17 protein-coding genes are annotated in these 17,500 nt (G+C 67.1%); 7 read left to right on the forward strand and 10 right to left on the reverse strand.

The window, feature by feature from the left end; translation table 11 throughout:
- Positions 1-144: 144 nt before the first annotated feature.
- The 4 genes from C6Y44_RS22610 to C6Y44_RS22625 are packed head-to-tail and all read right to left on the reverse strand — an operon-like array spanning position 145 to position 3,939.
- A complete protein-coding gene (locus tag C6Y44_RS22610; protein WP_159417363.1) occupies positions 145-1,320 on the reverse strand; it encodes a CaiB/BaiF CoA transferase family protein in 1,176 nt (391 codons plus the stop codon).
- A complete protein-coding gene (locus C6Y44_RS22615) occupies positions 1,317-1,979 on the reverse strand; it encodes a PaaI family thioesterase (RefSeq protein ID WP_159417362.1) in 663 nt (220 codons plus the stop codon). The genes C6Y44_RS22610 and C6Y44_RS22615 overlap by 4 nt, the downstream gene beginning before the upstream one ends.
- Positions 1,976-2,758 carry an enoyl-CoA hydratase/isomerase family protein gene (locus C6Y44_RS22620; RefSeq protein ID WP_016692434.1) on the reverse strand — a complete coding sequence of 261 codons (783 nt, stop codon included), beginning with the start codon at positions 2,756-2,758 and terminating at the stop codon, positions 1,976-1,978. The genes C6Y44_RS22615 and C6Y44_RS22620 overlap by 4 nt, the downstream gene beginning before the upstream one ends.
- Positions 2,755-3,939 (reverse strand): aromatic ring-hydroxylating oxygenase subunit alpha, encoded by a 1,185-nt coding sequence (locus tag C6Y44_RS22625; RefSeq protein WP_016692433.1) that lies wholly within the window; start codon positions 3,937-3,939, stop codon positions 2,755-2,757. The genes C6Y44_RS22620 and C6Y44_RS22625 overlap by 4 nt, the downstream gene beginning before the upstream one ends.
- Positions 3,940-4,008: 69 nt before the next feature.
- On the opposite strand from C6Y44_RS22625, the gene C6Y44_RS22630 reads away from it, so the two are divergent.
- A complete protein-coding gene (locus C6Y44_RS22630) occupies positions 4,009-4,617 on the forward strand; it encodes a TetR/AcrR family transcriptional regulator (RefSeq protein ID WP_016692432.1) in 609 nt (202 codons plus the stop codon).
- A gap of 74 nt (positions 4,618-4,691) precedes the next feature.
- The gene (locus tag C6Y44_RS22635; protein WP_159417361.1) at positions 4,692-5,492 is read left to right on the forward strand and encodes a crotonase/enoyl-CoA hydratase family protein; all 801 of its coding nucleotides are present in this window, start codon (positions 4,692-4,694) and stop codon (positions 5,490-5,492) included.
- Between the two features lie 16 nt (positions 5,493-5,508).
- Here the strand turns inward: C6Y44_RS22635 and C6Y44_RS22640 are convergent, their stop codons facing one another.
- Positions 5,509-6,783, reverse strand: a complete 1,275-nt coding sequence (locus tag C6Y44_RS22640; RefSeq protein ID WP_159417360.1) for an MFS transporter — start codon at positions 6,781-6,783, stop codon at positions 5,509-5,511.
- A 40-nt stretch (positions 6,784-6,823) separates the two neighbouring features.
- A complete protein-coding gene (locus C6Y44_RS22645; protein ID WP_026061176.1) occupies positions 6,824-7,828 on the reverse strand; it encodes an aldo/keto reductase in 1,005 nt (334 codons plus the stop codon).
- A 114-nt stretch (positions 7,829-7,942) separates the two neighbouring features.
- On the opposite strand from C6Y44_RS22645, the gene C6Y44_RS22650 reads away from it, so the two are divergent.
- Positions 7,943-8,509 carry a TIGR03086 family metal-binding protein gene (locus C6Y44_RS22650; RefSeq protein ID WP_159417359.1) on the forward strand — a complete coding sequence of 189 codons (567 nt, stop codon included), beginning with the start codon at positions 7,943-7,945 and terminating at the stop codon, positions 8,507-8,509.
- Positions 8,506-10,203: a dihydroxy-acid dehydratase gene (gene ilvD, locus C6Y44_RS22655; protein ID WP_159417358.1), complete on the forward strand. Its 1,698-nt coding sequence runs from the start codon at positions 8,506-8,508 to the stop codon at positions 10,201-10,203. The genes C6Y44_RS22650 and ilvD overlap by 4 nt, the downstream gene beginning before the upstream one ends.
- A gap of 34 nt (positions 10,204-10,237) precedes the next feature.
- Here the strand turns inward: ilvD and C6Y44_RS22660 are convergent, their stop codons facing one another.
- Positions 10,238-10,900: a chymotrypsin family serine protease gene (locus tag C6Y44_RS22660; protein WP_172414987.1), complete on the reverse strand. Its 663-nt coding sequence runs from the start codon at positions 10,898-10,900 to the stop codon at positions 10,238-10,240.
- A 48-nt stretch (positions 10,901-10,948) separates the two neighbouring features.
- Positions 10,949-11,785: a DUF6319 family protein gene (locus tag C6Y44_RS22665; protein WP_174246977.1), complete on the reverse strand. Its 837-nt coding sequence runs from the start codon at positions 11,783-11,785 to the stop codon at positions 10,949-10,951.
- Positions 11,786-11,925: 140 nt separating this feature from the next.
- On the opposite strand from C6Y44_RS22665, the gene C6Y44_RS22670 reads away from it, so the two are divergent.
- Positions 11,926-13,026: an adenylate/guanylate cyclase domain-containing protein gene (locus C6Y44_RS22670; protein ID WP_120280575.1), complete on the forward strand. Its 1,101-nt coding sequence runs from the start codon at positions 11,926-11,928 to the stop codon at positions 13,024-13,026.
- Here the strand turns inward: C6Y44_RS22670 and C6Y44_RS22675 are convergent.
- A complete protein-coding gene (locus C6Y44_RS22675) occupies positions 13,023-13,697 on the reverse strand; it encodes a TetR family transcriptional regulator (RefSeq protein ID WP_436839529.1) in 675 nt (224 codons plus the stop codon). The two genes, C6Y44_RS22670 and C6Y44_RS22675, sit on opposite strands and share 4 nt — an antisense overlap.
- Before the next feature lie 150 nt (positions 13,698-13,847).
- Between C6Y44_RS22675 and C6Y44_RS22680 the strand changes: the two genes are divergently transcribed.
- Entirely contained in the window at positions 13,848-15,326 is a 1,479-nt protein-coding gene (locus C6Y44_RS22680) for an MFS transporter (RefSeq protein ID WP_159419099.1), read from the forward strand.
- Between the two features lie 118 nt (positions 15,327-15,444).
- Positions 15,445-16,377 (forward strand): AurF N-oxygenase family protein, encoded by a 933-nt coding sequence (locus C6Y44_RS22685; RefSeq protein ID WP_120280576.1) that lies wholly within the window; start codon positions 15,445-15,447, stop codon positions 16,375-16,377.
- Positions 16,378-16,483: 106 nt separating this feature from the next.
- Here the strand turns inward: C6Y44_RS22685 and C6Y44_RS22690 are convergent, their stop codons facing one another.
- Positions 16,484-17,323: an IclR family transcriptional regulator gene (locus tag C6Y44_RS22690; protein ID WP_159417356.1), complete on the reverse strand. Its 840-nt coding sequence runs from the start codon at positions 17,321-17,323 to the stop codon at positions 16,484-16,486.
- Positions 17,324-17,500 lie beyond the last annotated feature (177 nt).

The raw sequence follows: 17,500 nt of genomic DNA on the forward strand, positions 1-17,500 counted from the left end.
ACCACCGCAGGTGCCTTGAATCTAACATTCATAGGTAAATGGCACAACTGCATTTTCGGAACAATCCGGTCGTGCGACGACGGAAACCCCTCCCGGCGGTCGGTGCGCAGGGAGAGGCCGTCGAACGTTCGAAGTTGTTACAGTTCATATGTTTTCGAGGAAACTCTCGGTGTCGGAGCCGAGAACGGGCGGCAGATCCGGCGCGAACTTCTCGCCGTCCACACGCACCGGGCTCGCTACGAATTCGAGTTCACCGACACCCGGATATTCGACCCGGTAGGTGCCGGCACGCGCGAGGAAATGCGGGTCCGAGAGAAGGTCGGCGACCGAGTTGACGGGGCCGCCGGCGATATCGTGCTCGAGGAACAACGATACCCATTCGTCGCGGGTCCGTTGTAGGAAGATCTCCCGCAGTTCCCGGTACACGCGATCGGCGCGTGCGGAGGCTTCCGGGTCGGTGCTCGTGAGGTCGATATCCAGCAGGTCCGCTCGGTCGACCGCGACACAGAAGTTGCGCCAGAACTTCTCGACGTGCGCACCGAACAGCATCGCTTCGCCGTCCTTCGTCCGGTACGCCTCGAGACGAGGCCAATCCGGCAGGCGACCGTCCGGCAACCACGTCGGACGCGGAAGGGATCGGTCCTTGTTGAGTTCGGCATCGACGAGGTCGGGCATCCACGCAGCGGCGATGTCGATTCCGGCCACTTCCAGCCGGCAGCCCTGGCCGGTGCGACCCGCACGGTGTACTGCCGAAAGCAATCCCATTGCACCGTACGCACCGAGGGCATACATCGCGATCGGTGGAGTCGTGCCGCCCGCGATGCCGTCGACCGGCGGGTCCACGGGTGTGCGGACCTCACGCAGGCCTGCAAAGGCATCGAAGGTCGGCCCCCCGGTCCCGAGTGTGCTGTACGGACCTTCCGAACCCATTCCCGAAACGGTGCAGAAGACGATCCTGGGGTTGACCTCCCGCAGCTGCTCGTATCCCACTCCGAGCCAGTCCAGGTATCCCCCGCGCATCCCTTCGATCACTGCATCGCAGGTACGAGCGAGTTCGAGGAAGGCCCGCTTGCCCTCCTCCGTTCGCAGATCGAGTTCGACACTCTTCTTTCCGCGATTCCACCGCAGGTGCATGAACGAGGGTCCGTTCTCGTCACCGACGGCCCGGCTCCCGCCGATCCGCACCGGGTCGCCGAGCGGACCCGCCTCGATCTTGACGACCTCCGCGCCGAGATCCGCGAGATGCCCGCCCACCGACGACGGTGCCAGCTGTGCGACTTCGAGGACACGCAGCCCTTCCAGCAACGAGTAACCACTCATACCGTTCCTCTTTCGGAAATATTCAGCGTCTGTTCGGGTTTGAGCTCCACCCACAATCCGTCCGCGTCCGCGACAAGCACGTCTTCGTGATACATCCATCCGCGCATGAATCGCTTGCGGCCCTCCTGACGCTCGAACTCCGCTTCGACCCGCAGTTCGACGTGTAGGGGCGCCGGGGCACGAAAATTCACGTTCAGATAGGCCGTGCGGGCCCATAGCCGACCCGCGTCGTTCGCCAGACGAGCCATGATCTCGTCGAAGATCAACGGTGTGACGCCGCCGTTCATCGCATATCGCCCCGAGTAGAAACGCCCGACCGTGACCCGTCCGCGAGCGGCGGTCTCCGTCACCTCGTCGATGTGCAGGGGCGGAGCCAAGGCTTGACCCCGTCCCGCCAGATCCCACCGATGACCCGGGATCTGCTCGTCCTCCCCCACTTCGAGGAACTGCAATTCCTTTGCTACAGAACGCAACTGCTGCGTGATACGGGCGGCGGACACAGTATCCGGACGAGACCTGGTGAACGCTTCCTGGACCGACCGCAGCGCATCGACCAGTTCGGCGAACTCGTCGTCGGCCTCCGCTGTCGGATCGAACGGATCGTTCCAGTCCGGCTTCCAGATGTCGATCGAGGTACTCGAATGCGATGAACCGCTCATGATCTCTCTTTTCGCTCGGCCCCGGGCAGGTTCGAAAAGAACCCCGCGAACGTGTCGCCGATGGACCGGGGGCGCAGCGCAGTGCGCGCTACGGTATTCTCCCGATCGTATCGACTACGCAGATCGCTTCCCTGCCCTGCGAGCAGCAGCGTCTTGATCTCACGGATCGCCTCGGGTGACTGCGCCGCGATCTGTCTCGCTGCCACCATCGCTTCGTCGAGCACGCGGCCACTGTCCGCATAACGAGTGAGCAATCCGATGCGGTACGCCTCGTCGCCCGCAACGGCACGCGAGGTCATGAGTAGGTCGCGTGTCTGGCCGGCGCCGATCACCGTGTCGAGGATCCACGTCAGGTTTGCGCCCCCGTACTTCGCCGCAGTCACGGTGAAGGACGTCGACGGTCCTCCGACACGAAGGTCCGAACACGCGGCGAGAAGTGTTCCCGCACCGTACGACGCACCCTGGACGGCCGCGAGCGTGGGCTTCGGGAAGCGAAGATAACGCCACAACAACTCCTCGCGTTCGAGCATCGCTTCGAGCTGCTCTTCGGACGACATCCCACGGAGTTCGTCCAGGTCGTAGCCCGACGAGAAGGCCCGATCACCGGCACCGGTGATCACCACCGCCCGCACGTCGTCGTCGCGCGCCGCTTCGTCGAGGCGCTCGTCGAGGCGGCGCTGCAACGGCAACGAGATCGCGTTGAGCGTCGCCGGCCGGTCGAAAGTCAGGAGCAGAACACCCGGCTCGGGGGACGACTCGTGCAATTCCGCTGCGGTCATGTCGACGTGCCAACCTTCTTCCGCCGTTCCTCGGCGATCGCGGCGGCATCCCGGGTGATCATCCTGTGGAAGAGCTGTCCCGGCAGTTCGTTACGGCCGTAGACGAGTTCGTCCACCTTTCCGTGGGCGACGTTGTCGGTGATCGTCTTCGTGACGAACCAATCCTCCTCGTGGAGTGTCTCCATGAGCAGTTCCCAGTTCTTCTCGAGGACCCGTACTTCGCGCGGAGTGGTGGGCTCTGCGGGAGACAGCAGCCGGATGGTGCAGTACGAGACGTTGGGGTCGTCGACGTCGGGAACGATCGTCCAGACCTCGAAGTGGTTCGGCTCGGTCACCAGCATGGTGCCGGGGTAGATCGTGTAGTTCGCGAGGGAATAGTCGCGCACGTCGAAGGAATCCGGGTCGGCGTCGCGAACCTCGGTGATCGACTTGCGCGCCACAACGAGTCGCCACGAGCGGTCGACGACGTCGAGAGCGGTGATGTTGCCCTCCAGGAAGTTGCAGACCGTCTTGGTGTGCAACTGGCACAGATGGTACGAGTCCTGGACACCGTCGACGGCGATCTTCCAGTTCATGTCGAGCTTCCAGGTTTCCTTGCGGACCTGGTAGGAGGTGCCCATGCCGGTATCGGTGACCTCGGCATCGTGTTTCTCCCCGAGCGTCTCGGCGATGTCGAGCTCAGCTCCGACGGTCGGTACGACCCAGACGAGCCCGTGGCGAACCTCGCAGGGGAATTCGACGAGTCCGTACCGGGAACGGTCGAGACCGTCGAAGCCGTCCGCATGCGGCATCCCGCGTAACGCACCGTCGCGCCCGTAGGCCCAATTGTGGTAGGGGCAGCTGAAGATTCGCTTGCAGCCGGACTCCTCGAACTCGACCTTCGCTCCGCGATGGCGGCACACGTTCGAGAATGCCTTCACACTGCCGTCGGGCTGCCTGACCACGAGCAACGGCGTGCCGATCAGCTCGGTCGTGATGAAGTCGCCGGCGTTCTTCACCTCGTCGACGTGCGCGACGATGTGCGGGAAGCGGCGGACGGCCTCGCGTTCGAGATCCGCCAGCTCGGGATCGTTGAACACCGAAAACGGCACTCGGAGAATCTCGTCCGCGTAGTCGGTGGTGTTGTTGTCGACGTGCGCGATGAGTCGACGAGTGAGTTCGATCTTGTCTTCACGCTGCATGCCATCAATATGGCACATGAGACATTTAGAGTCTAGTGTCGCATGACGCCCGCACAGTAAGGTGCTGACGTGGCAACGAACAGGGACACCGAGACCAGCGACGCGAGTACAGCGATCCTCGAAGCAGCCGAGTCCTGCTTCGAGCAGTTCGGCATCGCGAAGACCACGATGGCCGACGTCGCCCGCGTTGCCGGCATGTCGCGAGCGACGGTCTACCGGTACTTCTCCGATCGGAATTCCTTGATCATGGAATCGATCGTTCGCCGCGCCCGGATCGGCATGGCCCCCTCCCGCGAGAAGATCCGCTCGTATCCGACCTTCGGCGAACGCATCGTCGAAGGCATCTGCCGAAACGTCCGGCGCGGCCTGCGAGACCCGATGATCCACCGGCTGGTGTCCCCGGCGGAGGCCACCCTGGCCACCAGTCTGCTCTCCACATCCGGGCGCGCGGTCGAACTCACCCGCGAACTGTGGGAACCGATCCTGCTCGAAGCTCAGGAATCCGGCGAGATGCGAGCCGATGTCGACCTGACACTTCTGTGCGAGTGGATTTCGGAATTGGAGATGAACTACATCAGTTCGATCGGCGCCGGCGTGGGCTCGCTCGAGCAGTTGCGGGCAAAACTGGAGACGTTCTTCGTCCCGTCACTCCTCCCCGCACCCGCGGTTATCGATTGACCGGCCGTCAACACCATGATAGGCCTTTAGCGATCGATAAGTAGCTGCTGCCCGCAGCCATCCGAAAGGCCCCCATGTCCGATCAGACCACCCCATCCGAACCCGCGGCCCTGTACGAGAAGCGCGGCAACGTCGCACTCATCACCCTCAACCGCCCGCGCGCCCTCAACGCCGTGAACGGTGCATTGGCCACCGCAGTCGGCAACCACCTGGAAGCAGCCAACAACGACGACGATGTGCGAGTCGTCGTGATCACCGGAGCCGGTCGCGCCTTCTGCGCCGGTGCCGACCTCAAGGCCCTTGCAGCGGGCGAGGATACGTCGGCCGAAGGCCACCCCGAATGGGGCTTCGCCGGATACGTGCAGCACTGGAGCGCCAAGCCCACCATCGCGGCGGTCAACGGGTTCGCCCTCGGTGGCGGAACCGAACTCGTCCTTGCAAGCGATCTCGCCGTCGTCGACGAGGAGGCGAAGTTGGGCCTGCCCGAAGTCAGGCGCGGACTGTTCGCGGCCGCCGGCGGTGTGATCCGGATGCAGCAGCAGATCCCCCGCAAGGTCGCTCTCGAACTCGCACTGACCGGTGAACCCATCACCGCCGCGCAGGGCAAGGAGCTGGGCCTGGTGAACCGGGTTGCCCCTGTCGGCACCGCTTTGGAGGTCGCACTCGAACTGGCCGAGATCATTGCAACGAATGCCCCTGTGGCCGTCCGCGAATCGAAGGCGATGATCCACCGGACCGCCAACAGTCCCGACTGGGGAGACGCAGCGTGGGACGCCAACCGCAACGCGTTGAAGGTCGTGTTCACGAGCGAGGACGCGATGGAAGGACCGCGCGCATTCGCCGAGAAACGTCAGCCGGTCTGGAAGGGTCGCTGACGACCTCGGCCGAGGGTCAGCGCTTGCCGCGACCGAGCCGATCGATCACGACGGCCCGCAGCGAACGCGCTTCGATGCCGGCCTCGCGGCGGGCGCGCCCTCGGGTCACGAGCACCCCGATGAGCGCGATCACCCAGATCGGGTACTGCGCGAACCACGCGACGCGGAAGGCGTCGAAGGTGTAGCCGCCGAGCCGGTCGAGCACGATGCCCATCGTCTGCACGACCAGCAGTGTCGCGAGAAAGCCGCCGATGTTGACGATGCCGTTGGCCGTGCCGAGGGCGGTCCCGGGATTGAAGGTACGGGCATAGTCGAAGCCGATCATCGATCCCGGGCCGCCCACCGAGATGACGACGACGAGCACGACGAGCAGCCATACCGGTGCGGGTCCGGGGAGGGCGAGCACCGCCGACCACGTCACCGCGCTGGCCAGGATGATCATGAGCACGAGCCACGAGCGTCTGGTCGGGAAGCGTCCCGACAGCACGCCGAGTATCGGCCCGGCGGAGATGGCGGTGACCACCGAGACGGTCAGCATCGAACCGGCCGCTGCGGGTGACAGTCCCTGCGCGGAGACCAGATACGGCACGCCCCACATGAGCGCGAAGGTCGTCACCGAGAACTGCGTGCCCATGTGGGTGAAGAAGCCGAGTTTGGTGCCGGGGCGCCGCCATACCGTGCCGAGCCCGCCGATCACCTCGCGCAGCCCCGACGCGGTGGCCTCCCGCGCCTCACCGGGCGGGGTGTCGCGCACGATCGCGAACACCAGCACGCATGCGAACAGGCCGAGCGCCGCAGCACTGCCGTAGGCGGCCGTCCATCCGGTGCCGGTGAGCAGCAGGACGAACGGCACCGCCGACAGCACCTGACCGAGCTGGCCGAAGATGCCCGTCAGCTGCGAGACGACGGGCACCCGGCGCGGCGCGAACCACACCGGCACGAGCCGCAGCACCGAGATGAACGTCAGGGCGTCACCGACCCCGACCAGCACTCGGGCCAGATACGCGACCGGTAGCGACTCCGTGACGGCGAGGATTGCCTGACCGACGGCGAGGATCACGGCGCCGGTCGCGATCATCCGTCGCGAGCCGAATCTGTCGAGCAGCACACCGGCCGGGATCTGCATCCCCGCGTAGACGATGAGCTGCAGGACGACGAAGCCGGACAGCACCGACGGCGAGATCTCGAAGCGTTCGGTGGCGGCGAGTCCGGAGACACCGAACGCCGTCCGATGGAGGACGGCGACGATGTAGGCGAAGACTCCGATACCCCAGACCAGCCATGCCCTCATGTCACAAGGACGATACGCGCCGGTCTGTTAACGGTGCTAATTACTCACGTCCGAGCGACACCCACGTCGGGTCGGCCGCACGCGGACCGGCGACCTTGTCGGCGAGCCGATCCAGCCGCGCGACCTGCTCGTCGGTGAGCGTCACGTCGAGTGCACCGGCGTTCTCGGTCACGCGACTCGCGTAGCGGGTGCCGGGGATCGACACCGACGGCAACCCGAACTCGCGACCCTTCGCATCCAGCCATGCCAGGGCGATCTGCGCGATCGTCGCGTCCGTTTCCTTCGCGACTGCCCGCACTTCCTCGCGCACCGCGAGGTTGGTCGGCAGGGCGTCGGCGTCGAAGCGCGGAAAGCGCTTGCGCAGGTCGTTCTCGGCGACCTGATCGGGCTCGAAGGCATCGGTGAGCAGTCCGCGGCTCACCGGCGAGTACGGCACGAAGCCGATGCCGAGTTCGGCGGCGGTGGGCACCACGTGCCGTTCGACGTCGCGCGAGACGATGCTCCACTCCGACTGGATCGCCGCGATCGGATGGACCGCGTGCGCGCGACGCAGCTCGTCGCCGGTGGCCTCCGACAAACCGATGTGCCGCACCTTGCCGGCCTGCACGAGTTCGGCGAGGGCACCGACCGTCTCCTCGACCGGCACCTCCGGATCGACACGGTGCAGGTAGTACAGGTCGACATGGTCGACGCCGAGACGCCCGAGCGATTCGTCGATGGCCTGCTTCGCGTACTCGGGGCGGCCGTTGATGCGACGGTTGGCGGTGCCCTTACCGCCGACCGCACCGACGAGACCGAACTTCGTCGCCAGCTGCACTTCGTCCCGCCGCTCGGCGAGCAGCGTGCCGACCACCTTCTCGCTGGTGCCGTCGCCGTAGACGTTGGCGGTATCGATGAAGGTGATGCCCAGATCCACGGCGTGGTGCAGGGTCGCGAGCGCCTCGTCGAGATTCACTTCGCCGTAGACGGGGGCGACGGACATCGCGCCGTAACCCTGGGCGCTGACGACGAGACCGGGCGCGAGCTGGACGGTGGGGACAGGCATGTACTTCTCCTCGACGACGACACGGTGCGACTCCCGATCGTCCCGCATCCCGCGCATGATCGCAGGAGTTGAAATCGCCGTGATCCGAGCAGCCCGCGCCCTAGGCTGAGATCCATGGCGACCGACTGGCTCTCCCTGCAACGAACCGCACGTCGCGAGTTCGACGACCGTGTCGCGCAGATCCGCGACTGGCACGCACCCACCCCGGACACCGAGTGGGACGTCACCGACCTGGTGTGGCACATGGTCGACGAACAGCGCTGGATCCAGCCGCTGCTCTCCGGCCGTTCCCTCGACGACGCGAAGGCCGCACTCGAACCGATCGGGGACGATCTCGCCGCCGAATGGGCACGCTTCGCCGATCAGGCGACCGCCGCCTGGGCGATGGCGTCACCGGCTCAGGAGGTCCACCTGTCCTACGGCACCGTCCCGTGTCTCGACTACATGAAGCAGCAGATCGCGGACATCACCGTGCACACCTGGGATCTCGCCCGGGCCATCGGTGCCGACGAGACTCTCGACGCCGAACTCGTCGACGCCGTGCTCGCCGACGTCGAACCGCAGAAGGACATGCTCGCCTCGAGCGGTCTGTTCGCCGATCCCGTCGCGGTTCCCGACGACGCGTCCCCCCAGGACCGACTCATCGCCCTCACCGGCCGCGACCCCAGGAAGACGTCATGACGGACCGACCCGATATCAAGCCCCGCAGCCGCGACGTCACCGACGGCATGGAGAAGGCCGCCTCGCGCGGCATGCTCCGCGCGGTGGGTATGGGCGACGACGACTGGGGCAAGCCGCAGATCGGCGTGGCATCGTCGTGGAACGAGATCACGCCCTGCAACCTCCCGCTCGAACGCCTCGCGCGGTCGGTGAAGGAGGGCGTACACGCCGCGGGCGGTTATCCGCTCGAGTTCGGCACCATCTCCGTGTCCGACGGGATCTCGATGGGACACGAGGGCATGCACTTCTCGCTGGTGTCGCGGGAGGTCATCGCCGACAGCGTCGAGACGGTGATGCAGGCCGAGCGACTCGACGGCTCCGTGCTGCTCGCGGGGTGCGACAAGTCCCTGCCCGGGATGCTCATGGCCGCGGCCCGCCTCGATCTCGCCGCCGTCTTCCTGTATGCCGGGTCGATCCTGCCGGGCATCGCGAAACTGTCCGACGGCACCGAACGCGACGTGACGATCATCGACGCCTTCGAGGCGGTCGGTGCGTGCGCGCGCGGCCTGATGTCCGAGACCGACCTCGACGCGATCGAACGCGCCATCTGCCCCGGCGAGGGTGCCTGCGGCGGCATGTACACCGCCAACACGATGGCCGCCTCGGCCGAAGCGCTCGGCATGTCGCTGCCGGGGAGCGCGTCACCACCCGCGACGGATCGTCGCCGCGACGGTTTCGCGCGGCGCAGCGGGCAGGCGGTGGTCGAAATGCTGAAGCGCGGCATCACCGCGTCCGACATCCTCACCAAGGAAGCATTCGAGAACGCCATCTCGGTGGTCATGGCCTTCGGTGGGTCCACGAACGCCGTGCTCCACCTGCTCGCGATCGCGCACGAGGCGCAGGTGGATCTGAGCCTCGACGACTTCGTCCGGGTGGGCGCGCGGGTGCCGCACCTCGCCGACGTCAAACCGTTCGGCCGGCACGTGATGAAGGACGTCGACCACATCGGCGGCGTCCCGGTCATCATGAAGGCACTGCTCGACGCGGGTCTGCTGCACGGCGACTGCCTCACCGTCACGGGGAAGACCGTCGCGGAGAACCTCTCCGGCATCGCTCCTCCGGACCCCGACGGCAAGGTGCTGCGCGCCCTGAGCGACCCCATCCATCCCACCGGCGGCATCACGATCCTCCGCGGCAGCCTCGCTCCCGGTGGAGCGGTCGTGAAGTCCGCGGGCTTCGACGAGTCGGTCTTCGAGGGAACGGCGCGGGTCTTCGAACGCGAACGGGCCGCGATGGATGCGCTCGAGGACGGCACCATCACCGCCGGCGACGTGGTGGTCATCCGCTACGAGGGTCCCAAGGGCGGTCCGGGCATGCGCGAGATGCTCGCGATCACGGGCGCGATCAAGGGCGCCGGTCTCGGCAAGGACGTCCTGCTGCTCACCGACGGACGGTTCTCCGGTGGCACCACCGGGTTGTGTGTCGGGCACGTCGCCCCGGAGGCCGTCGACGGCGGTCCCATCGCGTTCGTCCGCGACGGCGACCGCATCCGTCTCGACGTCTCGAACGGCCTGCTCGACGTGCTGGTCGACGAGAAGGACATGGAAACGCGGCGACAGGGCTGGGAGCCACTGGCGCCGCGCTACACCCGAGGTGTACTGGCGAAGTACACGAAGCTGGTCGGTTCCGCATCGAACGGTGCGGTGTGCGGATGAGGGTCGGGTGAACCCTCGCGCTCCGGGGGTGCTGCTAGATCGGACGGAAACCTGCGCCCGGCCCGCCCCGACCGTTGATGTCGGCCATGATCACGTCGATGTTCGTTCCGACCTCGGGACCGACGCACGGCGCGAGCAGGTAGGCGTTGACCATCGCGACGAGCGTCGTGCCCACCACGAGCGGTGCGCCCGAGTCGCCTTCGATGACGCACACCTGGGTCCACGTCTCCTGCGAGCCGAACACGTCGCCCCAGACGATGCCGCAGGTGTTGCCCGTGGTGCGACCTTCCTTGCAGGCGATGTTCGGGAAGCCCGCGGGGGCGCCGAGGCCCGTGATCGTCACGTCGCCGACGCGGTTGACGGGAACCACCTTGCCCCGGTCGAACTCGATGACGGCGTAGTCGAGCCGCTCGTTGGTCGACACGATGCGACCCACCGAACCGGCAGCGAGGTCGTATTCGGCCTTCACCGTCATGCCCGGAGAGCCGCAGTGCGCGGCGGTGAGACCCACCAGGCGACCGGCGGCGTCGTTGCCGATCGTGGTGAGTGTGCAGTCGAAGATGTCCTGCCCGTTGTCTCCGAGCGTGATTCCCGAACCGCCGCCGAGGGTGACCGGAGGCGCCGCGACAGCCACCCCGGAACCTGCTCCGACCAGCGCGACAGCGCTCGCGATTGCAACAACCAGTTTTCTGAACATGGGGGCCCTCCTGCGCTGCGCCGTCCGGCAGCCGTCGGGCTGAGCGTACTAGAGGTTTCCGCCGGATTTCCGGGTTGCGCCCAAGCTTTCCAGAGCTTGACGGGCCTCCTCGAGTTCGCGGCTGAGCTGCGCGACCCGTTCCTCGGCCGCGCGACGCGCCTCCTCGATCACCGACTGGACGGCCTCGGTGGCCGTGGGGTCACCGAGTTCCTTCACCGCCCGTTCGACGGCGTCGGGGGCGACCGGCGCTGGCTTGCCGACCTTGCGGGTGCCGTGCGCGACCCCCACCGTCCACTCGTTCTCCGGGTCGATCGTGACGGTGATCGTGATCGACGGCGCCTTCTTCGCCTTGCGGGCGGGGGCCTTCGGCTTCGCCGGTGCCGGCGGCCGGGAGGCGGGAGCGTCGGACGAAGCGGAGGTCGTCTGGGTCACGGGCTTCTTCTCCTGGGCGCGGGGAACCGCAGCGGCCGCTGGGCTCTCGGACTTCGGGGTAGCAGGCTTCGGGGTAGCAGGCTTGGATGCGGTAGCCCGCGGGGTCGCGGGTTGCACAGGTGCAGCCTTCGCAGGTGCAGCCTTCGCCGGAGCGGGCTTCGCACTACCGGACGTGCGCGCGGCCTTCGCCGGTGCGCGCTTGGTTCCGGCCGGCTCCCGGGTGGCGCGCAGTTCGTCGGTCTCGAACGGCAACTCGTCGTCGACGCCCTTCGGCCGCACCATCACGGTGCTGCCGCTGATCGACACCACCCGCGCCGACGTCCCCGGGTCGATGCCGAGACTCGGGATGCCCTCGACGAGGTAGACGGTCGCGCGGCGCCCCTCGGCGAGAGCAGCACCGAGCTCTCCGAGTTGTTCCTCCGTCAGGTGGTCCGCGCGTCTGCGGGGCGACATGCGACGTCCTTTCTCGGTTCGCCGACGGGTCGGCAGGGCTTCGATGACGGTCACTGTCGCACATCCGTACGACACGCCTGCACACCTGTTCGACATGGCCTGCCGCGCACACGGGCCCCGCGCACGGTAAGGATGGATGCGTGACCCCGTCCGATCCGGCACCCGCATCAGGAACCGACGTGCTGTCCGTGATCCAGTCACAGCTGGAGAACGCGCTGCTCGGTGGTCCTCTTCGCTACACCCTGAACGAGGTGGCGGAGTTGTGCGGGCTCGCACCTGCGCGCGTGCGACGGCTGTGGCAGGCGCTCGGTCTGACCGTCGATCCCGATCCCGACGTCGTGATGTTCACCGACGGCGACGTCGAGGCCCTGCGCGCGACGGCCGCCATCATCGCGAGCGGCGCGGTCGACGAACGCCTCGAGGTGCCCGCGGCCCGGTCGATCGGGCAGTCGATGTCACGGCTGACCGAATGGCAGCTGAATCTGCTCAACACCCACGTCTTCACGCAACTGGCCTCCGCCTACGAGGAAGCGGAGACTCCCCCGCAGGAAGAGGAGATCCGCGCGCTGGTCGACCACATCGTCGATCGCACGACCGAGCTCGCGGTGAGCCTGCAGAGCCACATGTGGCGTCGGCACCTGGTGGCCACGACCGCCCGGGCCGCCGCGCGCCCGCAGGATTCCGGGGAGCTGCACGAGCTGGTCGTCGGCTTCGCCGACATGGTCGGCTACACCCGGCTGACCCGGCAGATCGACGCGGCCGCGCTGAGCGAGCTGCTCGACTACTTCGAATCGGAGGTCTCCGACGTCATTGCCCGGCACAACGGCTGGGTGATCAAGACCGTCGGCGACGAGGTGATGTTCGCGGCCGAACGTCCGGTCGACGCCGCGCGCATCGCCCTCGAACTGCAGGATTCGTTCGGGTCCCAGAAGGACTATCCGGACCTGCGGATCGGACTGGCGTGGGGTCAGGCGTTGCCGCGCTTCGGCGACCTGTTCGGTTCGGTCGTCAACATCGCGGCCCGCCTCACCGGTGCGGCGCGGCCGGGCACGATCCTCGTCGACGAGAATCTCGCCGACGCGCTCACCGACTGCGAAGAGTTCCGCTTCCAGACCGTGCGCACGCTGCGGCTGCGGGACTTCCAGCATTCGCGGCTGTACGTCCTGCGTCGCCCGCGGGAGGAGAAGAACAAGACCGCCGTGGGCGCGGACGGTCTGGGCGACGAGGACATGGGGCTCTAAAGGTCCGTCCGGCGGGCCCTGCGCGCGGCGATGAAGTCGTCGACGATGTGCTCGCACGCGCGCCGGTCGATGGGCGCGAGCGTCGCGAGGCGGTTGAAGACGATCGGCCCGAGCAACTGGACCAGAGCCAGGTCGTAGTCGAAGTCGCCGAGTTCGCGGCGGGCCTCGGAGGTGGCGAGCACACGGTCGAACGACGACCGGTAGCGGTCGACGAGGATCTCGCGCAGCGACTGCAGTTCGGGCCGCTCGCTGCGACCCGGTTCCTTCGTGAGTTCGCCGAGGCCCGGGCCGAGTCCCATCCAGCACATCGCCGTCAACGGGATGGGCGCCTCCTCGATGATGCGTGCCTGGGCGGCGAGCAGTTCGACGAGGCGGCTGCGGAGATCGCCGTCCTCCGGGACCGGCGGCGCCGGTGGGAGGAGCCGCGCGAAGGCCGCGGCGACCAGCTCGGTTCCATTCGCGAAGTGCCGATAGAGGGTGGCCCGCGCGACGCCGGCAGAGGCGGTGACCGCATCGATCGTCACGGCGTCGGCACCGCCGGTCGCGAGGAGGGTGGTGGCGGCGTCGAGCAGTCGGGCGCGCGAACGCACGCGGCGCGGATCCTCGTCGCGCGGTGAGGCGGGCCGGGTCTCGACGTCGCGGCGGGGTTCTGCTTCGGGTTCGACGCTCACGCTTCCAGTTGTAGTCGCTGAGAGCGAAGCATGTGTGAGACCGGTGGTTCAGTTACGATACCGACAGTCTCGTTTCTGGTCCCGGCATTCCCCTCCCTCCGGAAGGCTCCCGTGTCAGACAGCACCGCGACCACCACCGCACCTCCTCGCATGACGCGAGCCCAGATCCGGCTGCTCGCCGTCGCGTGCTCGGCCGTCGCCGTGGTCATCGCGGCGATGGCCTCGCTCAACACGGCCCTGCCCGACATCGCGGTCGACACCGGCGCGACGCAGTCCCAGCTGACGTGGATCGTCGACGGCTACACCCTCGCACTGGCGGCACTGCTCCTCCCGGCCGGCGCGCTGGGCGATCGGCTCGGTCGCCGCGGCGTCATGATCGTCGGCCTGATCGTCTTCGCCGCCGGTTCGCTGTTGCCGCTGGTCGCCGATGCACCGTTGTGGATCATCGGGGCGCGCGCAGTTGCAGGTGTCGGCGCAGCGTTGGTCATGCCGTCGACGTTGTCGCTGATCACTGCAGGTTTCGCCGAGGCTCATCGGGCACGTGTCATCGGCATCTGGGCCGGTGTGGCCGGATCGGGTGCCGTGCTCGGCATGATTCTGTCGGGACTGGTGCTCGAATACGCGTCGTGGCGGGTGATCTTCGCGGGTTCCGCCGCCATCGCGATCCTGCTGGTCGCCCTGTCGTTCACCATCGACTCGTCGCGCTCGACGCAGCCGTTGCCGTTCGACTTCGGGGGCGGCACCCTCGTCGTCCTCGCCGTGGGCCTGTTCGTCCTCGGGGTGATGGAAGGTCCGCATCGTGGATGGACGGACGCGCTGACGCTCGGATCGATGATCGCGGGCCTCGCGGCGGCAGTCGGATTCGTCCTTGTCGAACTCCGGTCGAAGGCGCCGCTCCTGGACGTGCGGTTGTTCCGCCAGCGGGCGTTCGGTGTGGGCGCGGCCGGGTTGTCGTTCCAGTATCTCGCGGGTTTCGGTCTGTTCTTCCTCATCGTGCAGTACCTGCAGCTCGTGCTGGGCTACTCGCCGCTGCGGGCCTCCCTGGCACTGACGCCGATCTTCCTCGTCGTCATGGGCCTGTCGCTCGCCGTGCCCGCGCTGCTGACGCGGGTGGGCATCCGCATCCTGCTCAGCGCCGGCTTGGCGCTGATCGGCGTCGCACTGATCCTCATGGGCCTGCTCGACGCCGACTCCACCTACGTCGAGGTGGCGTTCGCGCTGAGCATCGCGGGTGTCGGCGTCGGTATCTGTACGGCTCCCGCGACCCACGCGATCGTCACCAACACTCCCGAGGACCAGTTGGGCGTGGCGTCGGCGGTCAACGACGCGACCCGCGAGATCGGTGCGGCGATCGGTGTCGCGATCACGGGCAGCGTCCTGGCCGCGGCCTACGGGCACGGCATCGATCCGGTGGCGCCGATGATCCCCGAACCGGCCCGGTCCGCCGTACAGGATTCGCTCGCCGCCGCGATACAGGTCGCCGAGCAGGCGGGTCCACAAGGCGAGCAACTCGCCGAACTCGCACAGAACGCCTTCCTCGATGGCTTGCAGCAGGCATCGTGGGCAGTCGCCGCGATCCTGCTGGTCGGAGCGGTGATTTCCGTCTTCTGGGCACCCCGGCGCTCGTAGCCCGCCCCTCTCTTTTCTTTCTCGATGCCCGCGACGCAGGTCGCGGGCATTGTGCTGTGCGCGTGATCACGCTAACCTGGATAACAGTTACCAGTCGTCACACTAAAAAGGTGGAGACATGACCGCATCGCTCACCCGCGAGACCAGCAAGGGCTTCATCCCCGGCGTCGCACTGTCCGATCGCGAAGAAACCGCCGGACGACTGCTCGCCTCGTCCGCACGCAAGTCGTACGACCCGGTCGTCGAGGTGGACTGGGAAGCCCCCGTCCCCGACGACAAGTTCGGTATGACCCCCGAATGGAGCACGCTCTACGGCACCGCGCTGTGGGACGAGCTCACCGACGAACAGCGCATCGAGCTGACCAAGCACGAGGCCGCGAGCGTTTCGAGCGTCGGCCTGTGGTTCGAGATCCTGCTCATGCAGATGCTTCTGCGCGACGTCTACGACCGCGACAAGCATTCGCGTCACGTCCAGTTCGCCCTCACCGAGGTCGCCGACGAGTGCCGCCACTCGGTGATGTTCGCGCGCGCCGGCGAACGGCTGAACATGCCGGGCTACGGTCCGGCCCGCTACATCCACCAGCTCGGTCGCCTGTGGGGCCATTTCTTCAAGGGCGCCAACGCCTATGCATCGGTCATGGCTGCCGAGGAGATCCTCGACATGATGCAGCGCGACTTCATGCGCGACGAGCGGGTCCAGCCTGTCACCCGCGCGGTGTCGAAGATCCACGTCCTCGAGGAGGCGCGCCACATCCGCTTCGCCCGCGAGGAGGTCGCACGCCGACTCGCCGGTGCGAGCCGCGCACGACTGGCGATAGAGCGCTTCAACACCGCGCTCGTGGTCTTCTTCGTCGTCAAGAGCATGATCCACCCCGACGTCTACGCCAATGCAGGCCTCGACCGCGAGCGCGCTCTGCGAGAGGCGAAGGGCAACAAGCACTATCACGATCGCGTGCGCAAGTCCGGCGCGAAGCTGATGACCTTCCTCGACAACGTCGGCCTCATCGGCGGACCGTCGAAGATCCTCTACAAGAAGGTCCACCTGCTCTGACACGGCCTACGGGCCCATAACGAACTGTGCGCAGTTCTCGTCGATCTCCCCGAAGGGATCCGAACGAGAACTGCGCACAGCCGTTCGTGGCGAAAACCGAAGGGCGTCAGCCCACCTTCTCGGCGGCCTGCAGGCTGTCGTCGCGCTCCTGCTCGGGGAACAGCGTGCGCGTGATCTTCCGAGCGGTATCGGCGACGATCGGCGCCACCCACTCCAGGCGGGTCGAACGGGCGTCCGCTGCCAGCGACAGGGCGGCAACCGGGCCGTCGACGCCGCGGAGCGCGACACCCACGCATCCGATGCCCCGCGCGGCCTCCTCACGTTCGAATGCGACGCCACGACGCTTGCGGATGCGGTTGAGCTCCTGGTGCAGTGCGACGTGATCGCGGATGGTGCGCTCGGTGCACGGCACGAGCGCCTTGCCGTACAGCGCGTCGATGCGTTCGGGTTCGAGCCACGCGAGGATGGACTTGCCGGCCGCGGTGGCGTAGGCGGGGAACCGCCCGCCTACCCGCGAGGGCACGCTCGACGCGAGCTGCCCACCGACCTTGTCGAGGTAGAGCACCTCGTTGCCCTCGAGGACTGTCAGGTGGACGACGGCACCGGTCTGCATCGCCAGGTCGTGGAGATGCGGCGCAGCGGCCTCCCGGATACGGCGGTGACCGGTGTCGCTGCCACCGAGGCCGAGGGCACGCGGGCCGAGGCAGTAACCGAAGGATGCGTGCTCGATCCAGTCGCGACGCACGAGGTGGTCGAGGATGCGGTGCACGGTCGAACGGGGCAACCCTGAGCGACAGGTGACCTCTTCGAGAGTGAGGGCGCCGCGGCTGTCGAAGGCCTCCAGGATGAGAGTCATCCGATCGACCATCGATGGTGGAAGTTCTCGCTTCGACGAGGTTCCGACGGGCTCGAGCGCGGAGTCGACGGCGGTCAACTGCACCTCCATAAGTCCTGGCCACGACCCTGCGCGCCTCACGAAACTGGAATCTGTTCCAGAACGTTAGCAGTAACAGCGGTCACACCGGAAGGGGTACACACAGACTGTAGGTACTCAGGAGTCAGTTTCCCGGGGAGAGTGAATCCCTATGAGTCTGGTCGGAATCGTGCGGACAGGTTATTGTCG

The sequence above is a fragment of the Rhodococcus rhodochrous genome, from assembly GCF_014854695.1.
Lineage (GTDB): Bacteria > Actinomycetota > Actinomycetes > Mycobacteriales > Mycobacteriaceae > Rhodococcus.